20 protein-coding genes are annotated in these 20,467 nt (G+C 66.8%); 8 read left to right on the top strand and 12 right to left on the bottom strand.

All coding sequences use genetic code 11. From position 1 onward, the window contains the following. Positions 1 to 127: 127 nt before the first annotated feature. On the top strand, positions 128 to 1,528 hold the full coding sequence (locus ACOGXH_RS16430) for an amidase (protein WP_419930165.1): 1,401 nt from the start codon (positions 128 to 130) through the stop codon (positions 1,526 to 1,528). 71 nt (positions 1,529 to 1,599) lie between these two features. Here ACOGXH_RS16430 and ACOGXH_RS16425 read toward each other — a convergent pair whose 3' ends face one another. Further along, positions 1,600 to 1,995, bottom strand: coding sequence for a DUF5318 family protein (locus ACOGXH_RS16425; protein ID WP_419930164.1), 396 nt, complete (start codon positions 1,993 to 1,995; stop codon positions 1,600 to 1,602). Between the two features lie 205 nt (positions 1,996 to 2,200). Here ACOGXH_RS16425 and ACOGXH_RS16420 point away from each other — a divergent pair, with 205 nt between their 5' ends. Genes ACOGXH_RS16420 through ACOGXH_RS16395 form a run of 6 tightly spaced genes read left to right on the top strand, consistent with a single transcriptional unit; the run spans position 2,201 to position 10,202 of the window. After that, positions 2,201 to 2,938, top strand: a complete 738-nt coding sequence (locus ACOGXH_RS16420) for a class II aldolase/adducin family protein (protein WP_419930163.1) — start codon at positions 2,201 to 2,203, stop codon at positions 2,936 to 2,938. A 28-nt stretch (positions 2,939 to 2,966) separates the two neighbouring features. Next, positions 2,967 to 5,387: a CaiB/BaiF CoA transferase family protein gene (locus tag ACOGXH_RS16415; protein ID WP_419930162.1), complete on the top strand. Its 2,421-nt coding sequence runs from the start codon at positions 2,967 to 2,969 to the stop codon at positions 5,385 to 5,387. A gap of 45 nt (positions 5,388 to 5,432) precedes the next feature. After that, positions 5,433 to 6,308 carry a hypothetical protein gene (locus tag ACOGXH_RS16410; RefSeq protein WP_419930161.1) on the top strand — a complete coding sequence of 292 codons (876 nt, stop codon included), beginning with the start codon at positions 5,433 to 5,435 and terminating at the stop codon, positions 6,306 to 6,308. 38 nt (positions 6,309 to 6,346) lie between these two features. Beyond that, positions 6,347 to 8,599, top strand: coding sequence for a molybdopterin-dependent oxidoreductase (locus ACOGXH_RS16405; protein WP_419930160.1), 2,253 nt, complete (start codon positions 6,347 to 6,349; stop codon positions 8,597 to 8,599). Between the two features lie 36 nt (positions 8,600 to 8,635). After that, positions 8,636 to 9,724 (top strand): phosphotransferase family protein, encoded by a 1,089-nt coding sequence (locus tag ACOGXH_RS16400; protein ID WP_419930159.1) that lies wholly within the window; start codon positions 8,636 to 8,638, stop codon positions 9,722 to 9,724. A 49-nt stretch (positions 9,725 to 9,773) separates the two neighbouring features. Further along, a complete protein-coding gene (locus tag ACOGXH_RS16395; RefSeq protein WP_419930158.1) occupies positions 9,774 to 10,202 on the top strand; it encodes a nuclear transport factor 2 family protein in 429 nt (142 codons plus the stop codon). Between the two features lie 3 nt (positions 10,203 to 10,205). Here the strand turns inward: ACOGXH_RS16395 and ACOGXH_RS16390 are convergent, their stop codons facing one another. The 10 genes from ACOGXH_RS16390 to ACOGXH_RS16345 all read right to left on the bottom strand — a co-directional run bounded on the left by ACOGXH_RS16390 (position 10,206) and on the right by ACOGXH_RS16345 (position 19,164). After that, positions 10,206 to 10,940 (bottom strand): hypothetical protein, encoded by a 735-nt coding sequence (locus tag ACOGXH_RS16390; RefSeq protein ID WP_419930157.1) that lies wholly within the window; start codon positions 10,938 to 10,940, stop codon positions 10,206 to 10,208. A 66-nt stretch (positions 10,941 to 11,006) separates the two neighbouring features. Beyond that, entirely contained in the window at positions 11,007 to 11,702 is a 696-nt protein-coding gene (locus ACOGXH_RS16385) for a hypothetical protein (protein WP_419930156.1), read from the bottom strand. Positions 11,703 to 12,011: 309 nt separating this feature from the next. After that, complete coding sequence (locus ACOGXH_RS16380) at positions 12,012 to 12,281, bottom strand: hypothetical protein (protein ID WP_419930155.1); 270 nt, start codon at positions 12,279 to 12,281, stop codon at positions 12,012 to 12,014. Positions 12,282 to 12,283: 2 nt separating this feature from the next. Then, entirely contained in the window at positions 12,284 to 12,529 is a 246-nt protein-coding gene (locus ACOGXH_RS16375; protein ID WP_419930154.1) for a hypothetical protein, read from the bottom strand. A gap of 126 nt (positions 12,530 to 12,655) precedes the next feature. Next, complete coding sequence (locus ACOGXH_RS16370) at positions 12,656 to 14,962, bottom strand: arylsulfatase (RefSeq protein ID WP_419930153.1); 2,307 nt, start codon at positions 14,960 to 14,962, stop codon at positions 12,656 to 12,658. Positions 14,963 to 14,994: 32 nt separating this feature from the next. After that, the gene (locus tag ACOGXH_RS16365; protein WP_419930152.1) at positions 14,995 to 15,777 is read right to left on the bottom strand and encodes a VOC family protein; all 783 of its coding nucleotides are present in this window, start codon (positions 15,775 to 15,777) and stop codon (positions 14,995 to 14,997) included. Positions 15,778 to 15,828: 51 nt separating this feature from the next. Beyond that, a complete protein-coding gene (locus ACOGXH_RS16360; RefSeq protein WP_419930151.1) occupies positions 15,829 to 16,422 on the bottom strand; it encodes a hypothetical protein in 594 nt (197 codons plus the stop codon). Then, a complete protein-coding gene (locus ACOGXH_RS16355) occupies positions 16,419 to 17,327 on the bottom strand; it encodes an amidohydrolase family protein (protein WP_419930150.1) in 909 nt (302 codons plus the stop codon). The genes ACOGXH_RS16360 and ACOGXH_RS16355 overlap by 4 nt, the downstream gene beginning before the upstream one ends. Continuing rightward, positions 17,328 to 18,047, bottom strand: a complete 720-nt coding sequence (locus tag ACOGXH_RS16350) for a class II aldolase/adducin family protein (protein WP_419930149.1) — start codon at positions 18,045 to 18,047, stop codon at positions 17,328 to 17,330. Between the two features lie 13 nt (positions 18,048 to 18,060). Further along, positions 18,061 to 19,164 (bottom strand): amidohydrolase family protein, encoded by a 1,104-nt coding sequence (locus ACOGXH_RS16345; protein WP_419930148.1) that lies wholly within the window; start codon positions 19,162 to 19,164, stop codon positions 18,061 to 18,063. Between the two features lie 80 nt (positions 19,165 to 19,244). On the opposite strand from ACOGXH_RS16345, the gene ACOGXH_RS16340 reads away from it, so the two are divergent. Next, positions 19,245 to 20,108: an NAD(P)-dependent oxidoreductase gene (locus ACOGXH_RS16340; RefSeq protein WP_419930147.1), complete on the top strand. Its 864-nt coding sequence runs from the start codon at positions 19,245 to 19,247 to the stop codon at positions 20,106 to 20,108. A 28-nt stretch (positions 20,109 to 20,136) separates the two neighbouring features. On the opposite strand, the gene ACOGXH_RS16335 is transcribed toward ACOGXH_RS16340, so the two are convergent. Continuing rightward, positions 20,137 to 20,457, bottom strand: a complete 321-nt coding sequence (locus ACOGXH_RS16335) for a hypothetical protein (RefSeq protein ID WP_419930146.1) — start codon at positions 20,455 to 20,457, stop codon at positions 20,137 to 20,139. Positions 20,458 to 20,467: the final 10 nt, after the last annotated feature.

The raw sequence follows: 20,467 nt of genomic DNA, 5'->3' as shown, positions 1-20,467 counted from the left end.
TGTTCTCCTTTCCCGTCCAGCGCACTTCGGCTGCCGGCGGTTGCCGCCTACTGTAGTCCACCGTCCTGGCACCGGTGCCAACCCCTCGCCTGCAAATGCCCGGTGTTCGGCCGCTAGCGTGCCAAACATGGACGATTTGTTGGACCGAACCGACGCAGTGGGACTGGCCGATGCCATACGGGCCGGGGAGGTGTCGGAGGCCGAGGTGCTGGAGGCCACCATGGCCCGCATCGACGAGCGCAACCCCGAGATGAACGCCATCACCACGGTGGTGGAGCCCGAGCCGGCCGTCGACGGGCGGCTGCGGGGGGTGCCGTTCGCCATCAAAGACCTGCACTTCGCCATGCGGGGCACGGTGTCCACCCACGGGTCGCGGTACTTCGCGGATGCCCCGGTGGACGACCATGACGCCGAGGTGGTGAGCCGCTACCGGGCGGCGGGGATGGTGCTGGTGGGGCGCACCAACTCGCCCGAACTCGGCCTCTCGACTACCACCGAGCCGGTTCTGTTCGGCCCGTGCGCCAACCCGCTGGACCCTGGCCGCAGCGCGGGCGGCTCCAGCGGCGGGGCGGCCTCGGCGGTGGCCTCGGGAATGCTGACGGTGGCCCATGCCTCCGACGGGGGCGGCTCCATCCGCATTCCGTCGTCGGCGTGTGGGCTGTTCGGGCTCAAGCCCAGCCGGGGCCGGGTGAGCTTTGGCCCCGACGCCGGGGAGAACTGGAGCGGCTATTCCACCACCCATGTGGTTTCTCGCACGGTGCGCGACAGCGCCGTGCTGTTGGACCTGACCTCCGGTCTGGCTCCCGGCGATCCCTATGTGGCCCCGTCGCCCGATGGGACTTTTGAAGCGGCCCTCGGGGCGCCGCCGCCCTCGCTGCGGATCGCGGTGTGGGACGGGTCGGCCGACGGCATCGAGATCGATGCCACTGCCCGGGGAGCGCTGGACGCCGCGGTGGCGCTGTGCGAGGAGCTGGGCCACCGCCTGGAGGAGGAGACCCAATTGCCGGTGCGCCGGGGGATGGGCGGGCCCCAGGGCGTGATCACCTCATCGAACATCGCGGCCATGATGGCCCGGCGCGAGGCCGCCTGCGGGCGGGCCCCCGGACCTGACGACCTGGAGCCGGTGGCCGCCTCCCTGGCCGCCCGCGGGGCCACGCTCACCGGGCCCGAGTATGCCCAGGCCATTCTGGACAGCCACCTGATGGGCCGGCTCATGGGCGACTACCACGAGTCGGGCATCGACATGGTGCTCACTCCCACGCTGGCCCGGGTGCCGCCGCCGCTGGGCGAGCTGGTGGCCACCACCGACGACGTGGCCGAGTGGGGCGCCCGCCAGGGGGCCTACAGCCCGTTTTGCGCCATGGCCAACGCCACCGGCCAGCCGGCCATGTCGGTGCCCCTGCACTGGGACGACCAGGGCCTTACCGTGGGCAGCCACTTCATCGCCCCCTACGGGGCCGAGGCGCTGTTGTTGAGGCTCGCCGCCCAGCTTGAGGAGGCCCGGCCCTTCTGGCCCCAGCCCCGCTAGCCGCGGTGCCCGCCGGGAGGCGGGTGGGCTCAGGGGATCAGCTGGCGGACTGGTTGGCGACTAGCCGGCGGTCAGCGGGATTGCAGCACGTAGCTGCGCAGGAGGTGGTTCCAGTGGCAGTCGGGGCACACCTCCACCTCGTAGCAGGTGAAGCGGCCCTTGCGCCGGGCCAGCTTGGCGATCTCCGCCGCGTAGCTGATGCAGCGCCCGAAGGCCGGCAGCCGGGGCCCGAACACGTACGACACCAGCTTCAGCTCGTCGCCCTGGCACACCGGGCACGGCTCGTTGGCCGGGGTGCCAACCTCCCGGCCAGCCCGCACCAGCTCCGGATGGGCGTCGCACACCTGGTCGGCCATCCGGGTCCCGCTCTTGAGGCGGTGCAGCACATGGGCCCGCACGAGGCGATAGTCCACCGTTGAGGCGGGCTCGGGTTGAACCCCTACTGCTGCGGCCATCGGGTCGGCCATGGCGACAGAGTAGCCACAACTGTCAAGCGCGGTGCTCAACTTCTCTCCGACACCGCCAGCCTGCTTTCCGCTAAAATCCGGCGGCTTTGCTCTTCGCCGGGCGACGGCTTCCGGCGGTCTTGATCTTGCACCGGCGACTCCCTCGGGCGGCTTTGCCCGCGGGGCGGAAGGGCCATTTGTCATCGGCAACCACTACTGTGAGGCCATGGCGTTCACCCCCACCGCTGAGAAACTGATCCCCGACATGACCACCGCCGAGGAGCTGGTGCTGCTGGCCCGATGCCTGTGGTCCGAGGGCTACAACGACCATCTGGCCGGCCACATCACCGTGAACATGGGCGACGGGACCCTGATGTGCAACCCGTGGCTCATCACCTGGGACGAGCTGCGCCCAAGCCAGGTGATCCGCATCGACCTCGACGGCAACGTGGTGGAGGGCGACTGGCCGGTGCCCCCCGGCATCCCGCTTCACCTGGAGCTGCACAAGCTCCGCCCCGGCGTGGCCTGGGCCATGCACAACCACCCGCTGTACGGAACGGTGTGGGCCGACATGGCCGAGGTGCCCCCCGCCATGGACCAGTCGTCGTCGCTGGGCGGCGGCGAGCTGGTGCTGGTGGACGAGTACGACGGTGCGGTCAACGACCCCGCCTCGGCCCGAAGCGCCTGTGTGAAGATGGGCGACGCCGAGCTGGCCCTGTTGGCCGGCCACGGGGTGTTCGTGCTGGGCAACTCGGCCCGGGCAGTGCACCAGCGGGCGGTGGCCCTCGAGCAGCGCTGCCAGCGGGCCTGGCACGTGCGGGCCGCCGGCGGCAAGCTGACGCCGGTGCTGCCCGACAGCTACGTGGAGATGATGAAGCGCAGCTCCGGCGACAATTTCATCGGCTTCTGGGAATCCATGGTGAGAACCGAGCTGCGCCGCGACCCCGACCTGTTGTCGGGCTGATCGCCGGCCGAGCACCGAGACCGCAGCCATGAGCGGAGCACTCGACGGCGTTCGGGTCCTCGATCTGACCACCCGGATGGCCGAGGTCGCCGGCAAGACGATGGCCGACCTCGGCGCCGAGGTCATCAAGGTGGAGCCGGTGGTGGGGTGCGACGCCCGCACCACCCCGCCGTTCGCCGCCGATGGCCGCTCGCTGTTCTGGGAGGCGTGGGGGTTGGGCAAGCACAGCGTGGTGTGCGACGTGGACGCCCCCGGTGCCCGCGACCAGTTCCGGGCGATGGTGGCCGGCGCCGATGTGCTGTTGGAGTCGTTCGCCCCTGGCTACATGGCCGGTTTGGGCCTCGGCCCCGACGACCTGGCCGCCATCAACCCCGGGTTGGTGTACGTGTCGGTGACCCCGTTCGGCGCCGACACCCCCGACGCCGGGGTGCCCATGACCGACCTCACCCTGTCGGCCGCCGGCGGGCTGTTGGCCATGCAGGGCGACCACGACCGGGTTCCCACCCCGGTGGGCTATCCCGAGACGTCGTTTCTGGGGGCGATGCAGGCCGCGGCCGACGCCATCATGGCGCTGTGCGAGCGCGACCGCAGCGGCCTGGGCCAGCACCTCGACAGCTCCATCCAGGCCGCGGTGATGTGGTCGCTGATGTCGATCACCAGCTATGCCGCTTTGGGCGAGGACTTCCCCGGCCGCGGCGACGACCGGGCCCAGGTGACCCACCCCGAGATCGCTCCGGGTTTGCGGATGCCGTTCATCGAGCCCTGCGCCGATGGGTATGTGGGCATGACCCTGGTACTGGGCGACCAGGGCAACCGGGGGATGAAGTCGCTCATGGCCTGGGTGATCGCCGAGGGCGCCCTCGACGACGACCTGGCCGAAGTGGACTGGGAGCGGTATCTCGAGATGCTGGGCGACGAGACGCTGAGCGTGGCCGACGCGGGGCGGGCGCTTGATCAGATGCTGGCCTTCATCAAGACCAAGACGCAGGCTGAGATCCAGGAGCAGGCGGTGGCCGGCAAGATGCTGGTGTCCCCCTGCTACACCGCCGCCCATCTGGCCGCCGACCCCCAACTTGCCGCCCGGGACTTCTGGGCGGAGGTGGACGGCGCGGTTCATGCCGGGCCGTTCGCCCGCCTGTCGGCCACCCCCATCGCCTTCCGCCACCCCGCCCCCGCGCTGGGCCAGCACCAATCGCTGGTGGACGACTTGGCACCGGTTCGTGCGTCGGCCCCCAGCAAGGTTTGGGCCGAGCCCCGGGGCGCGCTGTTCGAGGGGCTGAAGGTGGCCGATCTGTCGTGGATCGCGGCGGGGCCGCTCATCGCCAAAGACCTGGCCAACTTGGGGGCCACTGTGATTCGGGTGGAGACCGAGGCCCGCCTCGACACCCTGCGCTGGATACCGCCTCATCTGCCCCACGCTTCGCCCATGAGCGCCGGGCACCCCATGGCCAACATGAACCAGTCGAAGCTCGGCCTGGGGCTCAACTTCACCATTCCCGAGGCCAAGGCGGTCATAAACCGGATGATCGAGTGGGCCGATGTGGTGGTGGAGAACTACACCCCTGGCACCGCCGACCGCCTGGGCTTCGGCTACGAGCGGGTGCGCGAGCTCAACCCCGCGGCGGTGATGCTGTCGAGCTGCATGCGAGGCCAGACCGGTCCCGAGGCCCGCCACACCGGCTTCGGCCTGCACGGGGCCTGTTTGGGGGGCTTCACCGCCATCACCGGCTGGCCCGATCGGCCGCCCCATCCGCCCTGGGGGGCCTACACCGATTTCATCTCCCCCCGCTATGCGCTCTCTGCGCTGGGCGCTGCCCTGCACTACCGCAACCGCACCGGCCAGGGCCAGTACATCGACCTGTCCCAGATCGAGGCCTCCATCCACTTCCTGGCCCCTTTGGTGCTGGAGTACCGCGACAGCGGCCAGGTGCGAAACCGGCCCGGCACCGATTGCGAGCGGGCCGCCCCCCACGGGGTGTTCCGCACCGCCGGCACCGAGCGCTTCTGCGCCGTCGCGGTGGAGACCGATGAGCAGTGGGAGGCGCTGCGCTCGGTGGTAACCGACCTGGGCATGGTGGACGACCGGTGGTCGGAGATGGGGATCGCCAACGCCGAGGAGCTGCTGACGGGCTGGTTCGCCGAACAGGACGGCTTCGAGGCCGCCCAGAAGCTGCGGGCCCGAGGCGTGCCCGCCTATGCGGCGCTGCGGGCCAGCGACTTCTATGCCGACCCCAACCTTGTGGCCCGGGAGTTCTTCATCGAACTCGACCACGGCGCCATCGGCAAGATGACTTTCGACGGGTCGGTCACCTTGTTCTCGGCCACCCCCGCTCGGCCCTGGCGAGCCGGCCCCCTGGTGGGCGAGCACACCCAGCAGGTGATGTCGGAGATCCTCGGCTTCTCCGACGAGGAGATCACCGCCCTGGCCGCCACCGGCGCGCTGACCTAGCCGCCGCATTCCCAGCCGTCGCCCACCGACCCGAGGAGCCATGCCATGACCGCCAGCGAGCCTGATCGAACCCCGGCCGACCGGTCGGTGTATGAGCGCCTGGCGCTGCACCTGCCCAACGACATCGGAATTGGCAGCGCTCTCATCACCATGGTGGAGCCGCACGTGGGCCAGGAATACGAGTACAACCGCTGGTACGAGGACGACCACTTCTTCTCCGGGGCCATGCACGGTCCCTGGGTGTACGCCGGTAGACGCTGGGTGGCGCCCCGGGCGCTGCGCGACCTCCGCCCCGTCGTTGACGAGCCCGCGTTCGAGCCTCCCGACGCCGGCTGCTACATCTCGCTGTACTGGAGCACGCCCGGCCACGAGGACGACACCGAGCGGTGGAGCTTCTTGGCCATGGCCGAGGCCCTCATGCCCCACGGCCGGGGCTTTCCCCAGCGCGATCACGTCTACACCGCCTTCCACCACTACCGATTCGGCGTGGTGCGCCCCAACAGCGGCCCCATGAAGCCCCACCTGGCCCTCAACCACCCCTTCGCCGGGCTGGTGGTGGAGGTGGTGGACGCCGCCACCGTCGCCGACCAGGACGACCTCGAGCAATGGCTGGCCCGCGACCACCTGCCCTCGGTGCTGCTGGGCTCGCCCGCGGTGATGTGCCTGGCCTTCGCCCCCCGGGAGTTCGCCCAGGGCCGCATCGAACAGCCCGGCACCCCGCCGGTGGCCCCCACCGCCAAGGTGGGCCAGCGCCTGTGTCTCTTGTGGTTCTTGGAGCAGGATCCCGCCGAGGTGTTCCCCGACGCCTTCGCCTCCCACCACAACGCCCTGGCCGCCCACCCCAAGGCCTCGCTGGCCCTGTCGGCCCCCTTCATCCCCACCATCCCCGGCACCGACGCCTACGTCGACCAACTCCGCTGAATTCCGGGGTGTAACCGGCTCTAACTAACATCGCCTGCGTGACTGTGGAGACCCATTCCCCTGAATCTGCTGGCTCCGGCGACCAGGTAAAGACCCATTTCCGGACCTGTCCGCTGTGTGAGGCCATGTGCGGGCTGGAGATCAAGACCGACGGCGAGAAGGTGCTGCCCCCCATTCGGGCCGACCGCGACGACGTGTGGAGCAAGGGCTTCATCTGCCCCAAGGGCACCACGCTGGGCCATCTGCACGAGGATCCCGACCGGGTGCGGGTGCCGCTGGTCAAAGACGAGAATGGCACCTTCCAAGAGGCCACCTGGGAGGAGGCCTACGCCCGCTGCGAGGAGCTGCTCCACGTTGTGCGCAACACCCACGGGGTTGACGCCATGACCTACTACATCGGCAACCCCGCGGCCCACAACTTCTCCATCAGCCGCTATGTGGGCGCGCTGGTCATGCAGTCGGGCGTGCAGATGGGCTATTCGGCGGGCACCGTGGACCAGTGGCCCAAGAACGTGTCGTCGGAGTGCATGTACGGCAACTCCTGGACCTTCCCCACCCCCGACATCATGCGCACCCAGTACCTGGTGGTGATGGGGGCCAACCCCCACGCCTCCCAGGGCAGCCTGCTGGCCTGTCCCGACGTGCTGGGCGAGATGGACAAGATCCGCGAGCGGGGCGGCAAGTGCGTGGTGGTAGACCCCCGCCGCACCGGCACCTGCGACCACGCCGATGAGTGGGTGCCCATCACGCCGGGCACCGACGCCGCCTTCCTGCTGGCGTTGTGCCATGTGCTGTTCGACGAGGGCTTGGTGGATATGGGCACCATGGCCAATCACGTCAACGGCCTCGACGAGGTGGGGGCCCTGGTGGCCGACTGGACCCCGGAGAAGGTGGCCGACACCACCCAGGTGCCCGCCGAGACCATCCGCCGCTTGGCCCGGGAGATCGCCGCGGCCGACAGTGCGTGTGTTTATGGGCGCATCGGTTTGTGCAACCAGGAGTTCGGCACGCTGGCCTCGTGGCTCATCGACGTGGTGAACCTGCTTACCGCCAACTTCGACGTGCCCGGCGGGATGATGTTCGGCAACCCCGTGGCCCCGGCCATGGTCACCCTCAACTTCGAGGCGCCCAAAGAGCCCGAGTTCGGCCGCTGGCACAGCCGGGTGAGGGGCGCTCCGGAGGTGCTGGGCCAGGTGCCGGTGTCGTGTCTGTCCGAGGAGATCATGACGCCGGGCGAGGGCCAGATAAAGGCGCTGGTGGTGGTGGCCGGCAACCCGGTGATCAGCTCGCCCGAGGCCGGCCGCCTGGATGAGGCCCTGCCCATGCTCGATGCCATGATCTGCATCGACAACTGGGTCAACGCCACCACCCGCCACGCCGATGTGATCCTGCCCGGGCTGTCCCCGCTGGAGCAGCCCCACTGGGACGAGATGATCTGGTCGTGGGCCGCCCGCACCGCGGGCAACTGGTCAGACCAGATATTCGACTACGGCGACCGTCCCGACGAGTGGGAGATCCTCGTGCGGGTGGGCGCTTTGATGGGCGGCCAATCCAACGACGAGATCGACGAGCGCGCCATCGACGACGGGTTCTTCGCCGGGCTGTGCATGTTCTTCGGCCTCGACGCCGAGCATGTGCTGTCGCACTACGACGACGGCGGCCCCGAGCGGATGACCGACTTGATGATCCGCATCGGCCCGAAGGGCGACCGCTACGGCGAGAACCCCGACGGGCTCACCCTCCAAGACTTCAAGGACAACCCCCACGGCCTGGACTTCGGGCCGATGGTGCCCCGGGTGCCCGACATCATCCACACCCCGTCGGGCAAGATCGAGATGGCCCCGCCCTACATCACCGCCGACGTCGGCCGGCTCCAGCGCCGGCTGGGCCGCGACGACGGGATCGTGCTGGTGAGCCGTCGCCACGTGCGCTCCAACAACTCGTGGATGCACAACGTGAAGGCGCTGGTTAAGGGCAAGGACCGCTGCACGCTGCTGGTGCATCCCGACGACGCCGACGGCATCGGACTGGCCGACGGCGCGGTGGCCCGGGTGAGCACCGAGATCGGCAGCATCGAGGTGCCCGTTGAGGTGAGCGACGAGATGATGCCCGGCGTGGTGAGCCTGCCGCATGGCTGGGGTCACAACCTCGACGGGGTGCAGCTCTCGGTGGCCAAGGAATTCGCCGGCGTCAACAACAACTTGCTGGCGCCGGGCGAGCTGGTGGACGAGATCTCCGGCAACGCCATCGTGAACGGGATCAAAGTAGAGGTGGTCCCCGTCCCCGCCTGATGTTTCAGCGGCTTAGCTAAGTATTCTCAGGCTTCTATGGCTATTCCCCAAGACCGCGACATCGAGGCCATCAAGGCTTCGCTGTCCGATTGGATGAACACCCGGCCGGGCGTGTCCGGCGCCGAGGTGACCGAGCTGGTGAATCCCGAGGCCTCCGGGTTCAGCAACGAGACCCTGGTGTGCGACGCCGTCTACACCCGTGACGGCCAAACCCGCGACTCGGGCATCGTGGTGCGCAAGCGGCCCACCGACTACGCCATCTTCCCGGCCTACGACATGAGCGTGCAGTACCGGAGCATGCAGAACATGGCCGCCTGCGGCAGCGTGCCGGTGCCCGAGGTGCTGTGGGTGGAGGACACCGGCGAGGTGCTGGGCGAGCCGTTCTTCATCATGGATCGCCTGCACGGCCGGGTTCCCTCCGACAACCCGCCGTTCTTCCAGGAGGGCTGGGTGTTCGAGGCCACGCCTGAGCAGCAGGCCGCGCTGTACAACTCGTCGGTGGACACGCTGGCCGCGGTGGCCTCCACCGACTGGCAGGCCAACGGGTTCGACTTCGTGGGCCGCCCCGAGTACGGCGGCCCGGGATTCGCCCAGCAGCTCGGCTACCAGCGCTACTACGCCGACTGGGCTGCCGAGGACCGGCCCAAGCCGCTGATCGACGCCGCCTTGGACTGGTTTGTGGCCAACGACCCCTCAGGCTCGATGCCCACCGAGTTGAACTGGGGCGACGCCCGGCCCAGCAACCTCATGTACGGCGACGACTTCAAGGTGATGGCCGTGTTCGACTGGGAGATGGCCGACCTGGGCCCCGGCGAGGTGGACCTGGGGTGGTTCCTGTACATGAACCGGTTCTTGAGCGAGGGCGCCGGCATCGACTGGCTGCCCGGCTTCGCCGACCGGGACGGCACCATCGCCCGTTGGGAGCAGGCCATGGGCCGCAAGGCCGAGCACGTCGACTACTTCGAGGCCTGGGGCTGCTTGCGCTTTTGCATCATCATGGTGGCCATCGTGAACATGCAGGTGAAGTACGGCACCTTCCCCGCCGATTTCGGCGCCCAGTACGAGCGGGTCAACCCCTCCACCCAGATGCTGGCCCAGTACCTGGACATGCCCGAGCCCGAGTGAGCCTTGCCTTGGCCAGTCAATTCCCCGTCCATTTCCGAGTGAGCCACCCATGAGCGAAGCTGAGAATCGAGCGCTGGCTGAAGCCCTGTTCGCCGCCCTGGAGGCCATGGATTGGGCGGCGGTGGCCGAGCTGTTCACCGACGACGGCGTGTACCAGGACATGCCGTTCGAGACCGACTCCGGCGGCACCGTGGGCCACGCCGGCATCGTCGCCAAGCTGGAGGTGGGCCTGTCGATGCTGGACCGCTTCGAGATGGGCGTGTCCGACATCTGGGTAGACGGCGACAACGTGGTGGTTGAGCGGGTGGAGGTGTGGTACCACCCCGACGGCACCGTGGCCAGCCTCCCCGTTCTGTGCCGCCTCCAGATCCGCGACGGCAAGATCGCCCACTGGCGCGAGTACTGGGACTACAACTACCTCATCGCCCAGCAGCCTGATTCCTGGCTCCCCCAATCCCCCCGCCCCCGCTGGGACTGACCCCTACCAGTAGTTCCGCTTCTTGAGTACCGCCTCGGCGGAGCGGAACAGCAGCAGCCAGGTGAGTACGAGCCCCATGGCCATGAGCGCGAGGTAGACGAAAAGGCCGATCACTCCGACAAAGAGAATGAGGGGCAGAAAAATCAGCGAAAAGTTGATGGATTCATTCACCGAAAAGCTCCGTGAGGGTGATGCCACGGTCTTGGCTGCGGCGATGCCCAGCGAAAGGCCGGCTGAGATGACACCGCCCAGCAGAACGGCCGCAAACGCCGACCGCCGGGTTGGGTTGAGTCCTACCTTGGCCAGATAGCGGGTGGTTGCCTCGGGCCTGACCTTGGACGCGGCTACGCAGAGCATGGTGGATATCAGGGCAAGGACCCCGGGAATGCTCAGCAGACCCAACCAGCCATAGACGTTTACTTCGTCTCTCTCGGTGATGCCCATGGTGGCGTATCTTCCCGCCAGCCCGGCGTAGATCCCCAGCATGCAAAGCGGTCCCAGAACGAAGAACCACCATTTGCGCCAGTACTCCAGCCAATACTCCACCGTCAGCCAGATGAGCGCGGCCAACACCGCCAGCGAGGCGATGAGCCCAATCGGGTGGGCCAACTCATTCAGCCACCCCGGCGCCCGCCAGATGAAGTACAGCTGTTCGGAGCCGGAGTAATCCGTCTGATCCCCAAACAGATGCCACACAGCCACCGGCAGCAAGACCACCAGCCCCACTGCCGGAATCACATGCCGATACCCCGGCCTCCGCCTCCAAACTCTTATCGCCCCATTTTGCCCCGCTGGGACTGACCGCTACCAGTAGGCCTTTCGCCGCAACACCAAGTCGGCGGAACGGAACAGGACGAACCAAGCGGAGATCATTCCTGTGACGAGGAACACTGTTTTGACCAGAAGGAACGGCGAAAAGACCACCATAATGACCGCAGCGAAAATCAAGGAGTCGAAAATCTCCACAAGATAGGTGTGAATTGAGGGCTCCGAGAAGAATTTCCACGTGATTACTGCCAGTAAGGCGAGAAATCCTGGAACGAGCGATAAGCCGGACAACAGGAAATCGGATTTGATCTTGGTCTTGGCTTTGAGGGCCGCAATGTATGCAGGGTCGATCTTGTAGATGGCTCCGGCCGCAATGATGAGCAAGGCTCCGTAAACGACGGGGGCAGCCAAGAAGAACTCCGAGCCGAATGCGTTGGGCCAACCGGGATCCCCTGGGTCAGGTCGGCCTCGGCCGGCTGTGGCATCTCTGCCTACCTCTGCGGTGTATATCCCCATGAGGCAAAGTGCGCCCAGAGTTACGAACCACCAGTGGCGCCAGCCGCGCAGCCAAAACTCCAAAACCAGCCAGCCGAACGCACCCAACACCGCTATCACGGCAAGGAGGCCAACTGGGTGAGGCAGTTCGCTGAGCCAGTTTGGTGCTTTCAGCGAATACTCAGGGTCGGAGACGTAATCGCGTTGGCCCCGGAGGTGCCACACGGCAATCGGCAAGAACACCACTAGCACCGCAGCCGGAATGAACACCCGATTGCGCGGCATTTGAAGGCTCTCCGGGATCGAAGGAAGTTGAGGTGTTGGAGGGCTCCCTGGCGGGGGCGGTGGCGGGAGCGACCGGTCGATCCCATCGGGATCAGAAGCGCTCACGTCTTCTAAACGCTTGTCGCCCGGATTTGGTTCCATCAGTGGACTGCCTGCAAGCTCGACAAGCCCCCCGCCAAACGTTACACCCCCTTACAACCAATGCCGTGTCGCCCCAGCCTCTCGGGACTAAACGCGGCGCCCCGATGGCGCTCCGTCAGGTCACAGATAGGAGTCGAGCGCGTCTCGGATGACTTGGCTCTCGGACGTGTTGTCAGATGCTGCACGCTTCTTGATACGGCTCTTGTAGCTCGGTGGGGCTCGGAACGTGTACACCTCAGCCCTGGCCTCGCCGAGCCTGGGCGACCGGCGGCGAGTCTTCTTGATCCCAACTAATTCCTCAGGTGTGAACTGGCGGTTTTCAAAATCAGCAGAGATTGCCTTGATGTCCTCGTCGGAGATCTTCTGTTTGGGACTGGTGTCGCTACTCATTGTCAAGCGCCACTTAGGTAAGCCCGGAACACAGGTCGTAGCGGCATCGCGTGGATAACCAAGTCTTCGTCGGCGAACTGTAGGTACAGGATTTCGAGCAGGTTGCCCGCGATGCTGGGGCCGATGCAGAGGCTCTTGGGTGGTTCATGTTCGATGTCGATGTCGAAATAGCCCAGCGCGTTTGCCCAGGCATGCTGGATATCTTCGTCAGTAAAACCGTGTCGGTAGGCCGACTCGAATATCCTCAATGTCTAAGTGTAATACGTTTTAGCGGCGAGGGCACCTTGGATCTCCCAAATTCACAGGTATGCCACTTTCTCCCCTATGCATACCACTGCGAATTACGAATTTCAATGAGTTTTATGTTATTCCCTTTATTCGAAGCGGGCGCCCATTTCTTTGAGGATTTGGGCGGTGTGGATGGAGGCCAGGGGGCCTTGTTGGCCGGGGGTGTAGGTGACGGCCTCGATGGCATTGGTGTAGGGGAAGGGGCCGTGGCGCTCATACACGTCCCATGACACGGGGGAGCGGCGGTCGATGCCCACGTCGATGCCCTCGAACGGGGCCATGGTCCACATGCCCATGAACCCCTCGCCGGAGTCCTTCTCATCGCCGTCCACCAGTATCCGCAGATCCCAGGCGAAGCCATCGGTGATGGTGAAGTCGAGCCGCACCGAGCGCCGGCCCTCGGCCAGCGGGCCGCCCGACAGGCGCCGCATGTGGCCGTAGCCGTTGTGGACGTATACCACCTCGCCACCTTCGACATAGCAGGCGTAGCCGCCGCCCTGGTCGCCGTGGGCCACCAGCATGCCCTCGTCGCCAGAGGCGTAGTCGAACTCGATGTCCACGGTGAACGACCGGGCCTGGATCATCTTCATGCTGCGATAGCGCTCCAGGGTGTCGGTGCCGGGCACGATCCGCACCGGCGTCTCGTACACCTCCTCCGACGGCGGCCGCTGCACGTACTTGAGCATCGACCCCTCGTCCAGCGGGTACACCTGGTAGCGATGGGCAGCCTGTTCCCAGGCGTCGATGAGCTCTTGGCGCCGCTCGGGCTCGGCCTCTGAGAGATCCACCGTCTCGGTGGGGTCGTCGCTGAGGTTGTACACCTCCCACTCGTGGTCGCCGAACGGGGTCATGGGCAGATGCAGGGTGACCGCCTCCCAGCCGTCGCGGTAGAACCCCCGGTGGCCGCCCTGCTCGTAGTACTGCTCGCTGTGGTGCTCAGCCGCCTCGGCTTCGGCGAGGGTGGGGGCGAAGCTGGCCCCCACCAGCGGGCCCTTCAGCGGCTGGCCGTTGCGCTCGGTGGGGGCTTGGAGCCCCACGATGTCGAGCACGGTGGGCAGCACGTCGGTGATGTGCAGGTACTGGCGGCGGAACCCGCCGGGATCGGCCACCCGCTCGGGCCACGACGAGATCATGGCCACCTGGTGGCCCCCGGCATGGGTGTTGATCTTGTAGAGCCGGAAGGGCGTGTTGCCGGCCATGGCCCAGCCCCGGGGATAGTGGGCCAGGGTCTGGGGCCCGCCCAATAGGTCGAGGCGGGCGTGGTCTTCGTCGATGTCGACTGGGGTGGGCGACAGCACCTCGAAGTATTGCGAGCAGCCGGTGTCCTCGCCCTCTCGAGAGGCCCCGTTGTCGGAGGTGAACAGCACCAGCGTGTTGTCCCACTCGCCCAGCTCCTCCAGCGCGGCCCGCAGTCGCCCGAGGTTCTGGTCGACGTTGTCCACCATGGCGGCGAACACCTCCATGTAGCGGGCGAACACCTCCTTTTGGGTGGTTGACAGCTCGTCCCACGGGGTGACGTCGTTGCGCTCCTCGGAGTTGCGGGGCGGCAGCGTGGTGTCGGCGTCGAACATGCCCAGCTCGATCTGGCGTTGGAAGCGGCGCTCTCTGATCTCGTCCCAGCCGGCGTCGTAGGCCCCGCGGTACTTATCGATGTCGGCCTGCTTGGCCTGGAGCGGGGCGTGGACCGCCCCATGCGACAGGTACAAAAAGAACGGCTGGTCGGGCCGGGCCGCCTTCTGCTCGCGCACCATGCCGATGGCCTCGTCGGTGATGTCGTCGGTGAAGTAGTAGTCGTCGGGGTATTGGTCGGTGCGCACCACGCTGTTGTCGCGGATCAGCCGGTGGGGGTGGTGGAAGTTGGTGAACCCGTCGAGGAAGCCGTAGTAGTGGTCGAAGCCCCGCTGGAGCGGCCACGAGTGCCGGGGCCCCACCAGGTTGGAGTCCTTGCACAGGTGCCATTTGCCCACCATCAAGGTGGCGTAGCCCGCCGCCCGCAGGATCTCGGCCATGGTGGCGCAGTGCTCGGTGAGCTCGGAGCTGTAGCCGGGGTAGCCGGGGTCGAGGTGGCACACGTTGCCCACCCCCACGTCGTGGTGGTTCAGCCCGGTGAGCAGCGACGCCCGCGTGGGCGAGCACATGGGGTTGACGTGGAAGTTGAGGTAGCGCAGCCCCTCGGCGGCCATCCGGTCGATGTGGGGGGTGTCGATCTCCGAGCCATAGCAGCCCAAGTCGGCGAAACCCAGATCGTCCACCAGCACCACCACGATGTTGGGCGCCCCTTCGGGAGCCCGCACCGCCTCGGGCCACCACGGGTCCGATCCGGCGATGGTGCGCCCCGCTCTACCCTCCCAGCCCTCATACGGCTCGTGCCTTCTCGCGGTGTCGTCGCTCATAGGAGCCTCCTAATGGGTGGTATCGGCCGGTCTCAGACCGGCGAGAAGGTGGGGTCGAGGGCGATGACCCAGAACATGGCACCGGCGTTGTCCACCAGCTGGGCCATGCGCCCCGGCGGGGTGTCCATGGGCGGGACCACCACATGGCCGCCCAGCTCCAGGCACTGCGCCGCGGTGGCATCGCAGTCGTCCACCGCGAAGTACACCGCCCAGTGGGAGGGGATGGCCGGCGCGGGCAGCGGCCCGGCACTGGCGATCATCTCGCCGTTGAGCATGATGCCCGTCGAGTCCTCCATGTCGAGGGGCACCGGCGTCCAGCCCAGCACCTCGGAGTAGAAGCCCAGGGCCTTGTCGACATCAGAGGAGAGGAGCTGGTTCCAGCACAGCGTGCCGTGCTCGCTCTTCAGCGCGGCGCCGTCTTGGCCCACCGCCTCCCACAGCACCACCACGGCGCCGGAGGGGTCGGCCACCACCAGCATCCTCCCGGCGCCCGACGGCTCCATGACCGGGCCCATCGGCGTGCCCCCGGCCGGCCCCACCTTGGCCATGGCCTCGTCGGCGCTGTCCACGGTGATGTAGGTCTCCCACACGTTGGGAATCCCCATCTCGCACATCTGCTGGGGCTTCTCCATGAGCCCCAGCACCGGCTTATCGCCCTTCAGTCCCAGGGTGTAGACCACCTGATCGCCCTCGAGCTCGTCGTGAAAGCTCAGACCGAACAGCGCCGAATAGAACTCCCGGGCCTTGTCAGGCTCCTCAGTACACAGGTCGACCCAGCTGAAATCCCCATGGGCGTAACCGTCTATCTCAGGCATGGTCGTGCTCCTTACGCCTGTTCTCGGCTGAATTTCAGGCAGCGTACAAGCTCAGATGGCGTCGCCCACATTGGTGCGGCGGGCGGCGATGGCCCAGGTCAACAGCGACAGGATGATCAGGGGATCGATGACGTTCCACGCGCCGCTGTCATTGGTGAAGTAGGCGTTGACGAAAACTGCCACGGCCATCCCCGTGGCGATGACCGCGGCGATGAAGACGAACGGGTTGGTCGGTTCCATGCCTTGGCGCTGGGCCATAACCCGGCGCCATCCAGTGCAGATGGCCACGGTGGCGCAGGCGATGAACAGCGGATTGACGGTGTTCCAGATATTGCCGCTCTCCTTGAAGACGTCGGTGTAGTTGTTGAGCAGGTAGGCCACAGCCAGCGCCACCAGGCACACTGTGCGCACCCACGGCACCTTGCTGGTGTTGCGCCACAGCAGCCAAACGCCCACGATGGCCAACACGACGGTGCCCATCTGCCAGAGTTGCCACTTCCAGTTGTCAGGCCCCTCGGCGTTGGCGTCTACCTCCACCGATCGCTCGGCCCACATGAAGACGGCGACAGCCAGCATGCCCGCCCCGATCAGGGAGTCGATGATTCCCAGATCCCGCCGTCGGAAGATGTGCTCAATCATGCTCATGCCATATTGAACACCCGCAGGGCGTTGTCCCGCAGGAATTTGGTCCAAACATGGTCGCGAAATCCCACGTCGCGCATCTCGGTCATGATCCGCTCCAGCGATAGCCCCGAGGGAAAGTACCCCGCGTACATCACCTTGTCGGCCCCCCGGGTGTTGGCGTAGTCGATGATGGCCCTTGGATAGTGCTTGGGGGCGAACGCCGAGGTGGAGTAGTGCAGCCCCGGCCATTTCAACATGAGCTTCACCATGAGGTCTTCCCACGGCTCCGAGCCGTGGCGGGTGACCAGCACCAACTCGGGGAAGTCGTAGCACACCTGATCGAGGTGCTCGACGTGCTGGGGGCCGAATGGGAATCGGGGCCCGGGCACGCCGGCGTTGATGCACATGGGGATCTCCAGCTCGCAGCACGCCGCGTAGATCGGGTACATCAGCGGTTCGTTGATGTCGACTTGGGGGTGCAGCCCGGTGGGGAAGCAGGCCGCAGCGATCACGCCGAGCTCGTCAACCGCCCGGCGCAGGTCGCGCACTGCCTGCACGCCCAGGTTGGGGTCCACCAGATAGCTGCCGTAGAGGCGATCGGGGTGCTCGGTGACCCCTCGGGTGCCCCAGGTGTCGCCGAAGTTCACCGGCAACAGCCCCTTGTCGATGCCCCAGAGGTCCATCTCGGCCAGCAAGTAGGCGATGAAGTCCACCGTGCCGTCCACTTGGGGCAGGTCTTTGAACATGTAGGCCGCGCCGTGGCCGAAGCTGCGGCTCTCGGTGTCCTTCAGCAGCCCCTGGAAATTGGCGTACCAGGAGTCACGGTCCGACGGCACGCCCAGCATGAGGTCGACCACACCAATGCTGTCCATGGGATGGGGGGCCATGGGGTGGGGGGTTGGGGCCGCCCCAGAGTCGTCGGCCATTCAGTCGGCCAGCGTCTCGAACAGGTCGGCGTCGGTCTTGCGCAGCCGGCGGTAGTTGGCCTCCCACATCATGGGGATGAAGTGCTTGTGGTACGCCTTCTTGGCCCGGGCCGCCTCGGCCTCGACCATCTCGTGGCCCCCCACGATCTGGGCCTCGAAGTGGGCCCGAGCCGAGGTCTCATAAGCGATGGCCTTGATGGTGGCCTCCTCTAGCGAGGGGCACACGAAGCAGGCGCCGTGGTTGCCGATGAGCACCACCGACTTCTGGCCCAGCGCCTCGGCCATGAGGGGGCCGTCCACCGGGGTGCCCGTTCCGTCGTCGGCGTAGTGGGCCTGCTCTTGGTAGAACAGGCAGGCGTCGGCCGAGTACAGCCCCACGTCTTTTCCGGTGGTCGACAGCACCTCTACGTAGTGGGAGTGGGTGTGGATCACCGAGTTGGCGTCGGGACGGGCCTCATAGAATCCGGCGTGGAACCGCACCGCGGGTGAGGCCGGCGTGTCGCCGTCGAGCAGGTTCAGCTCCATGTCGTAGCAGTTCACGTCGCTGGGCAGCGTCTCGCTGAAGTAGCCGAACGGCGACACCCAGAAGGCGTCGGCCCGTTCGGAATCGCGCACCGACACGTGGCCCGCCACCCGGCTCTCGCAGCCCTCCCGGGCCAAAATGCGCCGGGAAGCGGCCACCTGGAAAGCGGGATGGTCTTCGGTCCAGGTCTTGGTCATCGGCCCTCCCTGGTCATATTTGGATGTCGTAGAGCTGGCGAACGTTGCCTGACACGATGGCATGGCGCACATCATCGGGGGCGTCGGCGAAGTGCTCGGCAATCACCGCTTGGCTGTGGGGCCAGGTGGACACGTGGTGGGGGAAGTCGTTGCCCCACATCATGGTCTCGGTGCCGATGATGTCGCGGGCGGCCACGCCGGTGAGGTCCCGCATGAACGTCACCCGGAAGTTCTTGCGCCAGTAGTGCGACGGCTCCTGCTCGCAGTTCATGTCCTTGAGGAGCTGGGAATGGCGGTGGAACCAGTAGTCGGCCCGCTCCAGCAGGTTGCCGGCCCAGCCCACGTCGTTCTCGGCCGACACGATCTTGAGATCGGGGAAGCGGTCGAACACCCCGCCGAAGATGAGGTCGAGCACTACCTCCTGGATGTCCACTGTTTGCAGCACCGAGCGGGTGGAGGTGCCCTGGTCCCAGGCCTTCTTGGGATCCCGGGTGGTGGCGGCGTGCAGGTTCACCGGCATGAAGTGCTCCACTGCCGCGGCCCACAGCGGGTCGAACGCCGGATCCTGGTAGGGGTTGTCCTCCCCGCTGACCACCGGGATCATCACTCCTTTGAGCCCCATGTCGCGGCACCGCTTGATCTCCTTGGCGGCCCGCTCCAAGTCCACCGGCGACAACAGGGCGATGCCCACGAAGGTGTCGGGGATCTGGCTGACGAACTCGCCGACCCAGGTGTTGTAGGCCTCGAACAGGGCCCACTGGAACTCCACGTCTTGGATGGGGTACATCTGCATGGCGATGGTGGGGTACAGCACCTCGCCGGTCACCCCGTCGGTGCGCAGGGCCTCCATGCGGACCTCGGGGTCCCAGCCCACGTCGGGCACGTCCTCGTCCCAGCGGCCCTTGGCCCTCACGTTGTCGTCGGTGCGCATACACCCGGCCAGCAGCCCGATCGGGGGAAGCCGGGCCTGGTCGCACACCAGCCGGTCGGTGGTCTCCTCGTGGACCAGGCGGGGCGCCCGGTCCCGGTAGGCCTCCACCGTGTAGATCTGCCACAGATCGTGGGGCTCGATCACATGCGAGTCAGCAGAGAACACGTCGAAGCCGTTGTCGCTCATCGCCTTTGATGTTATGGGAAGGCTGTTGCAGCCGCCCATCGCCGGGGGTGCAGGGCAATGGGACGGTTATCGTGGCCGACGTGAGCATTTGTGCATTCATCGGACTGGGCAACATGGGCTTCCCCATGGCCGGGCATCTGGCGGCCGCGGGCCACGAGGTGAGGGTGTTCAACCGGACCGCGGCGGTGGCCAAGCGCTGGGGCGAGCAGCACCGCGGGACGGTTTGCGCCACCCCGGCCGTGGCGGCCGACGGGGCCGAATTCGTTTTCACCTGTGTGGGGGCCGACGACGACCTGCGGGCGGTGGTGCGGGGCGACGACGGCGCTCTGGGGACGATGGCCGCCGGTTCAGTGCTGGTAGACCACACCACCGCATCGGCCGAGGTGGCCCTTGAGTTGGCCCAGGTGTGCGCCGAGCGGGGGATCGGTTGGCTGGACGCCCCCATCTCCGGGGGCCAGGCCGGGGCGGAAAACGGCGTGCTGACCGTGATGTGCGGGGGCGAGCCGGAGCATTTCGAGGCCGCCTGTCCGGTGATGGACGCCTATTCCTCGGCGGTCACCCTCATGGGCCCGGCCGGATCGGGCCAGCTCACCAAGATGGTCAACCAGATCCTGTGCGCCGGGGCTGTGCAGGGGGCGGCTGAGGCGCTGGCCTTCGGCGAGCGGGCCGGACTCGACATGGAGAAGGTCCTGGCCGCGGTCACCAAAGGGGCAGCGGGCTCCTGGTACCTGCAAAATCGGGGCCACACCATGGTGGCCGACGAGTTCGACTTCGGCTTCGCCGTCGACTGGATGATCAAAGACCTAGGACTGGTGGCCGACGCCGCCGCCGAGCTCGGCGCCCCAATCCCCCTCGTCGAGCTCTGCCAGCGCTACACCCAAGCAACCGCCGCCGCCGGCGAGAACCGCCTCGACACCACCGCCATCATCCGCCGCTACCGCTAGCGGAGTCGGCTGGGGTGAGTTGAAGCCCTTAACCGGCGTATTTGAGGTGGGAGGGGGCGAAATCGTCGACGAACAGCATGATCTCCCCGGGTTCTAGGGCCTGGTCGTTCGGCTCGAGGTCCAAAGGTTGCACGCCAAGGAGAACAGCACCGAGTTTGGCAGTGTGCAGAGGCTCCGTCGGGAGATCGAATGAGAAAAATCCCTCTTCGTTTGTGATCGTCTCCAGCGTTGAGGACTCACCCGCTGTGGTCTTGGTTGCCAGCCAGACTTCGACGTTAGCGACATAGGCCTGGCCGGTTACCCCGACAAGCCGCCCGTGAAGGATGCGAGATGAAGTCTCGTCTGTCATCGCTTGCATT

It is taken from the genome of Candidatus Poriferisocius sp. (assembly GCF_965208355.1).
Lineage (GTDB): Bacteria > Actinomycetota > Acidimicrobiia > Acidimicrobiales > Bin134 > Poriferisocius.
Note: the sequence above shows the minus strand (reverse complement) of the source record. Positions and strands in the feature narration are given on the sequence as shown.

Excerpts from the sequence above, each read along its gene's own strand:
- ACOGXH_RS16430 (WP_419930165.1), top strand. The coding sequence starts at position 128 with ATGGACGATTTGTTGGACCGAACCGACGCAGTGGGACTGGCCGATGCC.
- ACOGXH_RS16425 (WP_419930164.1), bottom strand. The coding sequence starts at position 1,995 with ATGGCCGACCCGATGGCCGCAGCAGTAGGGGTTCAACCCGAGCCCGCC.
- ACOGXH_RS16420 (WP_419930163.1), top strand. The coding sequence starts at position 2,201 with ATGGCGTTCACCCCCACCGCTGAGAAACTGATCCCCGACATGACCACC.
- ACOGXH_RS16415 (WP_419930162.1), top strand. The coding sequence starts at position 2,967 with ATGAGCGGAGCACTCGACGGCGTTCGGGTCCTCGATCTGACCACCCGG.
- ACOGXH_RS16410 (WP_419930161.1), top strand. The coding sequence starts at position 5,433 with ATGACCGCCAGCGAGCCTGATCGAACCCCGGCCGACCGGTCGGTGTAT.
- ACOGXH_RS16400 (WP_419930159.1), top strand. The coding sequence starts at position 8,636 with ATGGCTATTCCCCAAGACCGCGACATCGAGGCCATCAAGGCTTCGCTG.
- ACOGXH_RS16395 (WP_419930158.1), top strand. The coding sequence starts at position 9,774 with ATGAGCGAAGCTGAGAATCGAGCGCTGGCTGAAGCCCTGTTCGCCGCC.
- ACOGXH_RS16380 (WP_419930155.1), bottom strand. The coding sequence starts at position 12,281 with ATGAGTAGCGACACCAGTCCCAAACAGAAGATCTCCGACGAGGACATC.
- ACOGXH_RS16370 (WP_419930153.1), bottom strand. The coding sequence starts at position 14,962 with ATGAGCGACGACACCGCGAGAAGGCACGAGCCGTATGAGGGCTGGGAG.
- ACOGXH_RS16365 (WP_419930152.1), bottom strand. The coding sequence starts at position 15,777 with ATGCCTGAGATAGACGGTTACGCCCATGGGGATTTCAGCTGGGTCGAC.
- ACOGXH_RS16360 (WP_419930151.1), bottom strand. The coding sequence starts at position 16,422 with ATGAGCATGATTGAGCACATCTTCCGACGGCGGGATCTGGGAATCATC.
- ACOGXH_RS16355 (WP_419930150.1), bottom strand. The coding sequence starts at position 17,327 with ATGGCCGACGACTCTGGGGCGGCCCCAACCCCCCACCCCATGGCCCCC.
- ACOGXH_RS16350 (WP_419930149.1), bottom strand. The coding sequence starts at position 18,047 with ATGACCAAGACCTGGACCGAAGACCATCCCGCTTTCCAGGTGGCCGCT.
- ACOGXH_RS16345 (WP_419930148.1), bottom strand. The coding sequence starts at position 19,164 with ATGAGCGACAACGGCTTCGACGTGTTCTCTGCTGACTCGCATGTGATC.
- ACOGXH_RS16335 (WP_419930146.1), bottom strand. The coding sequence starts at position 20,457 with ATGACAGACGAGACTTCATCTCGCATCCTTCACGGGCGGCTTGTCGGG.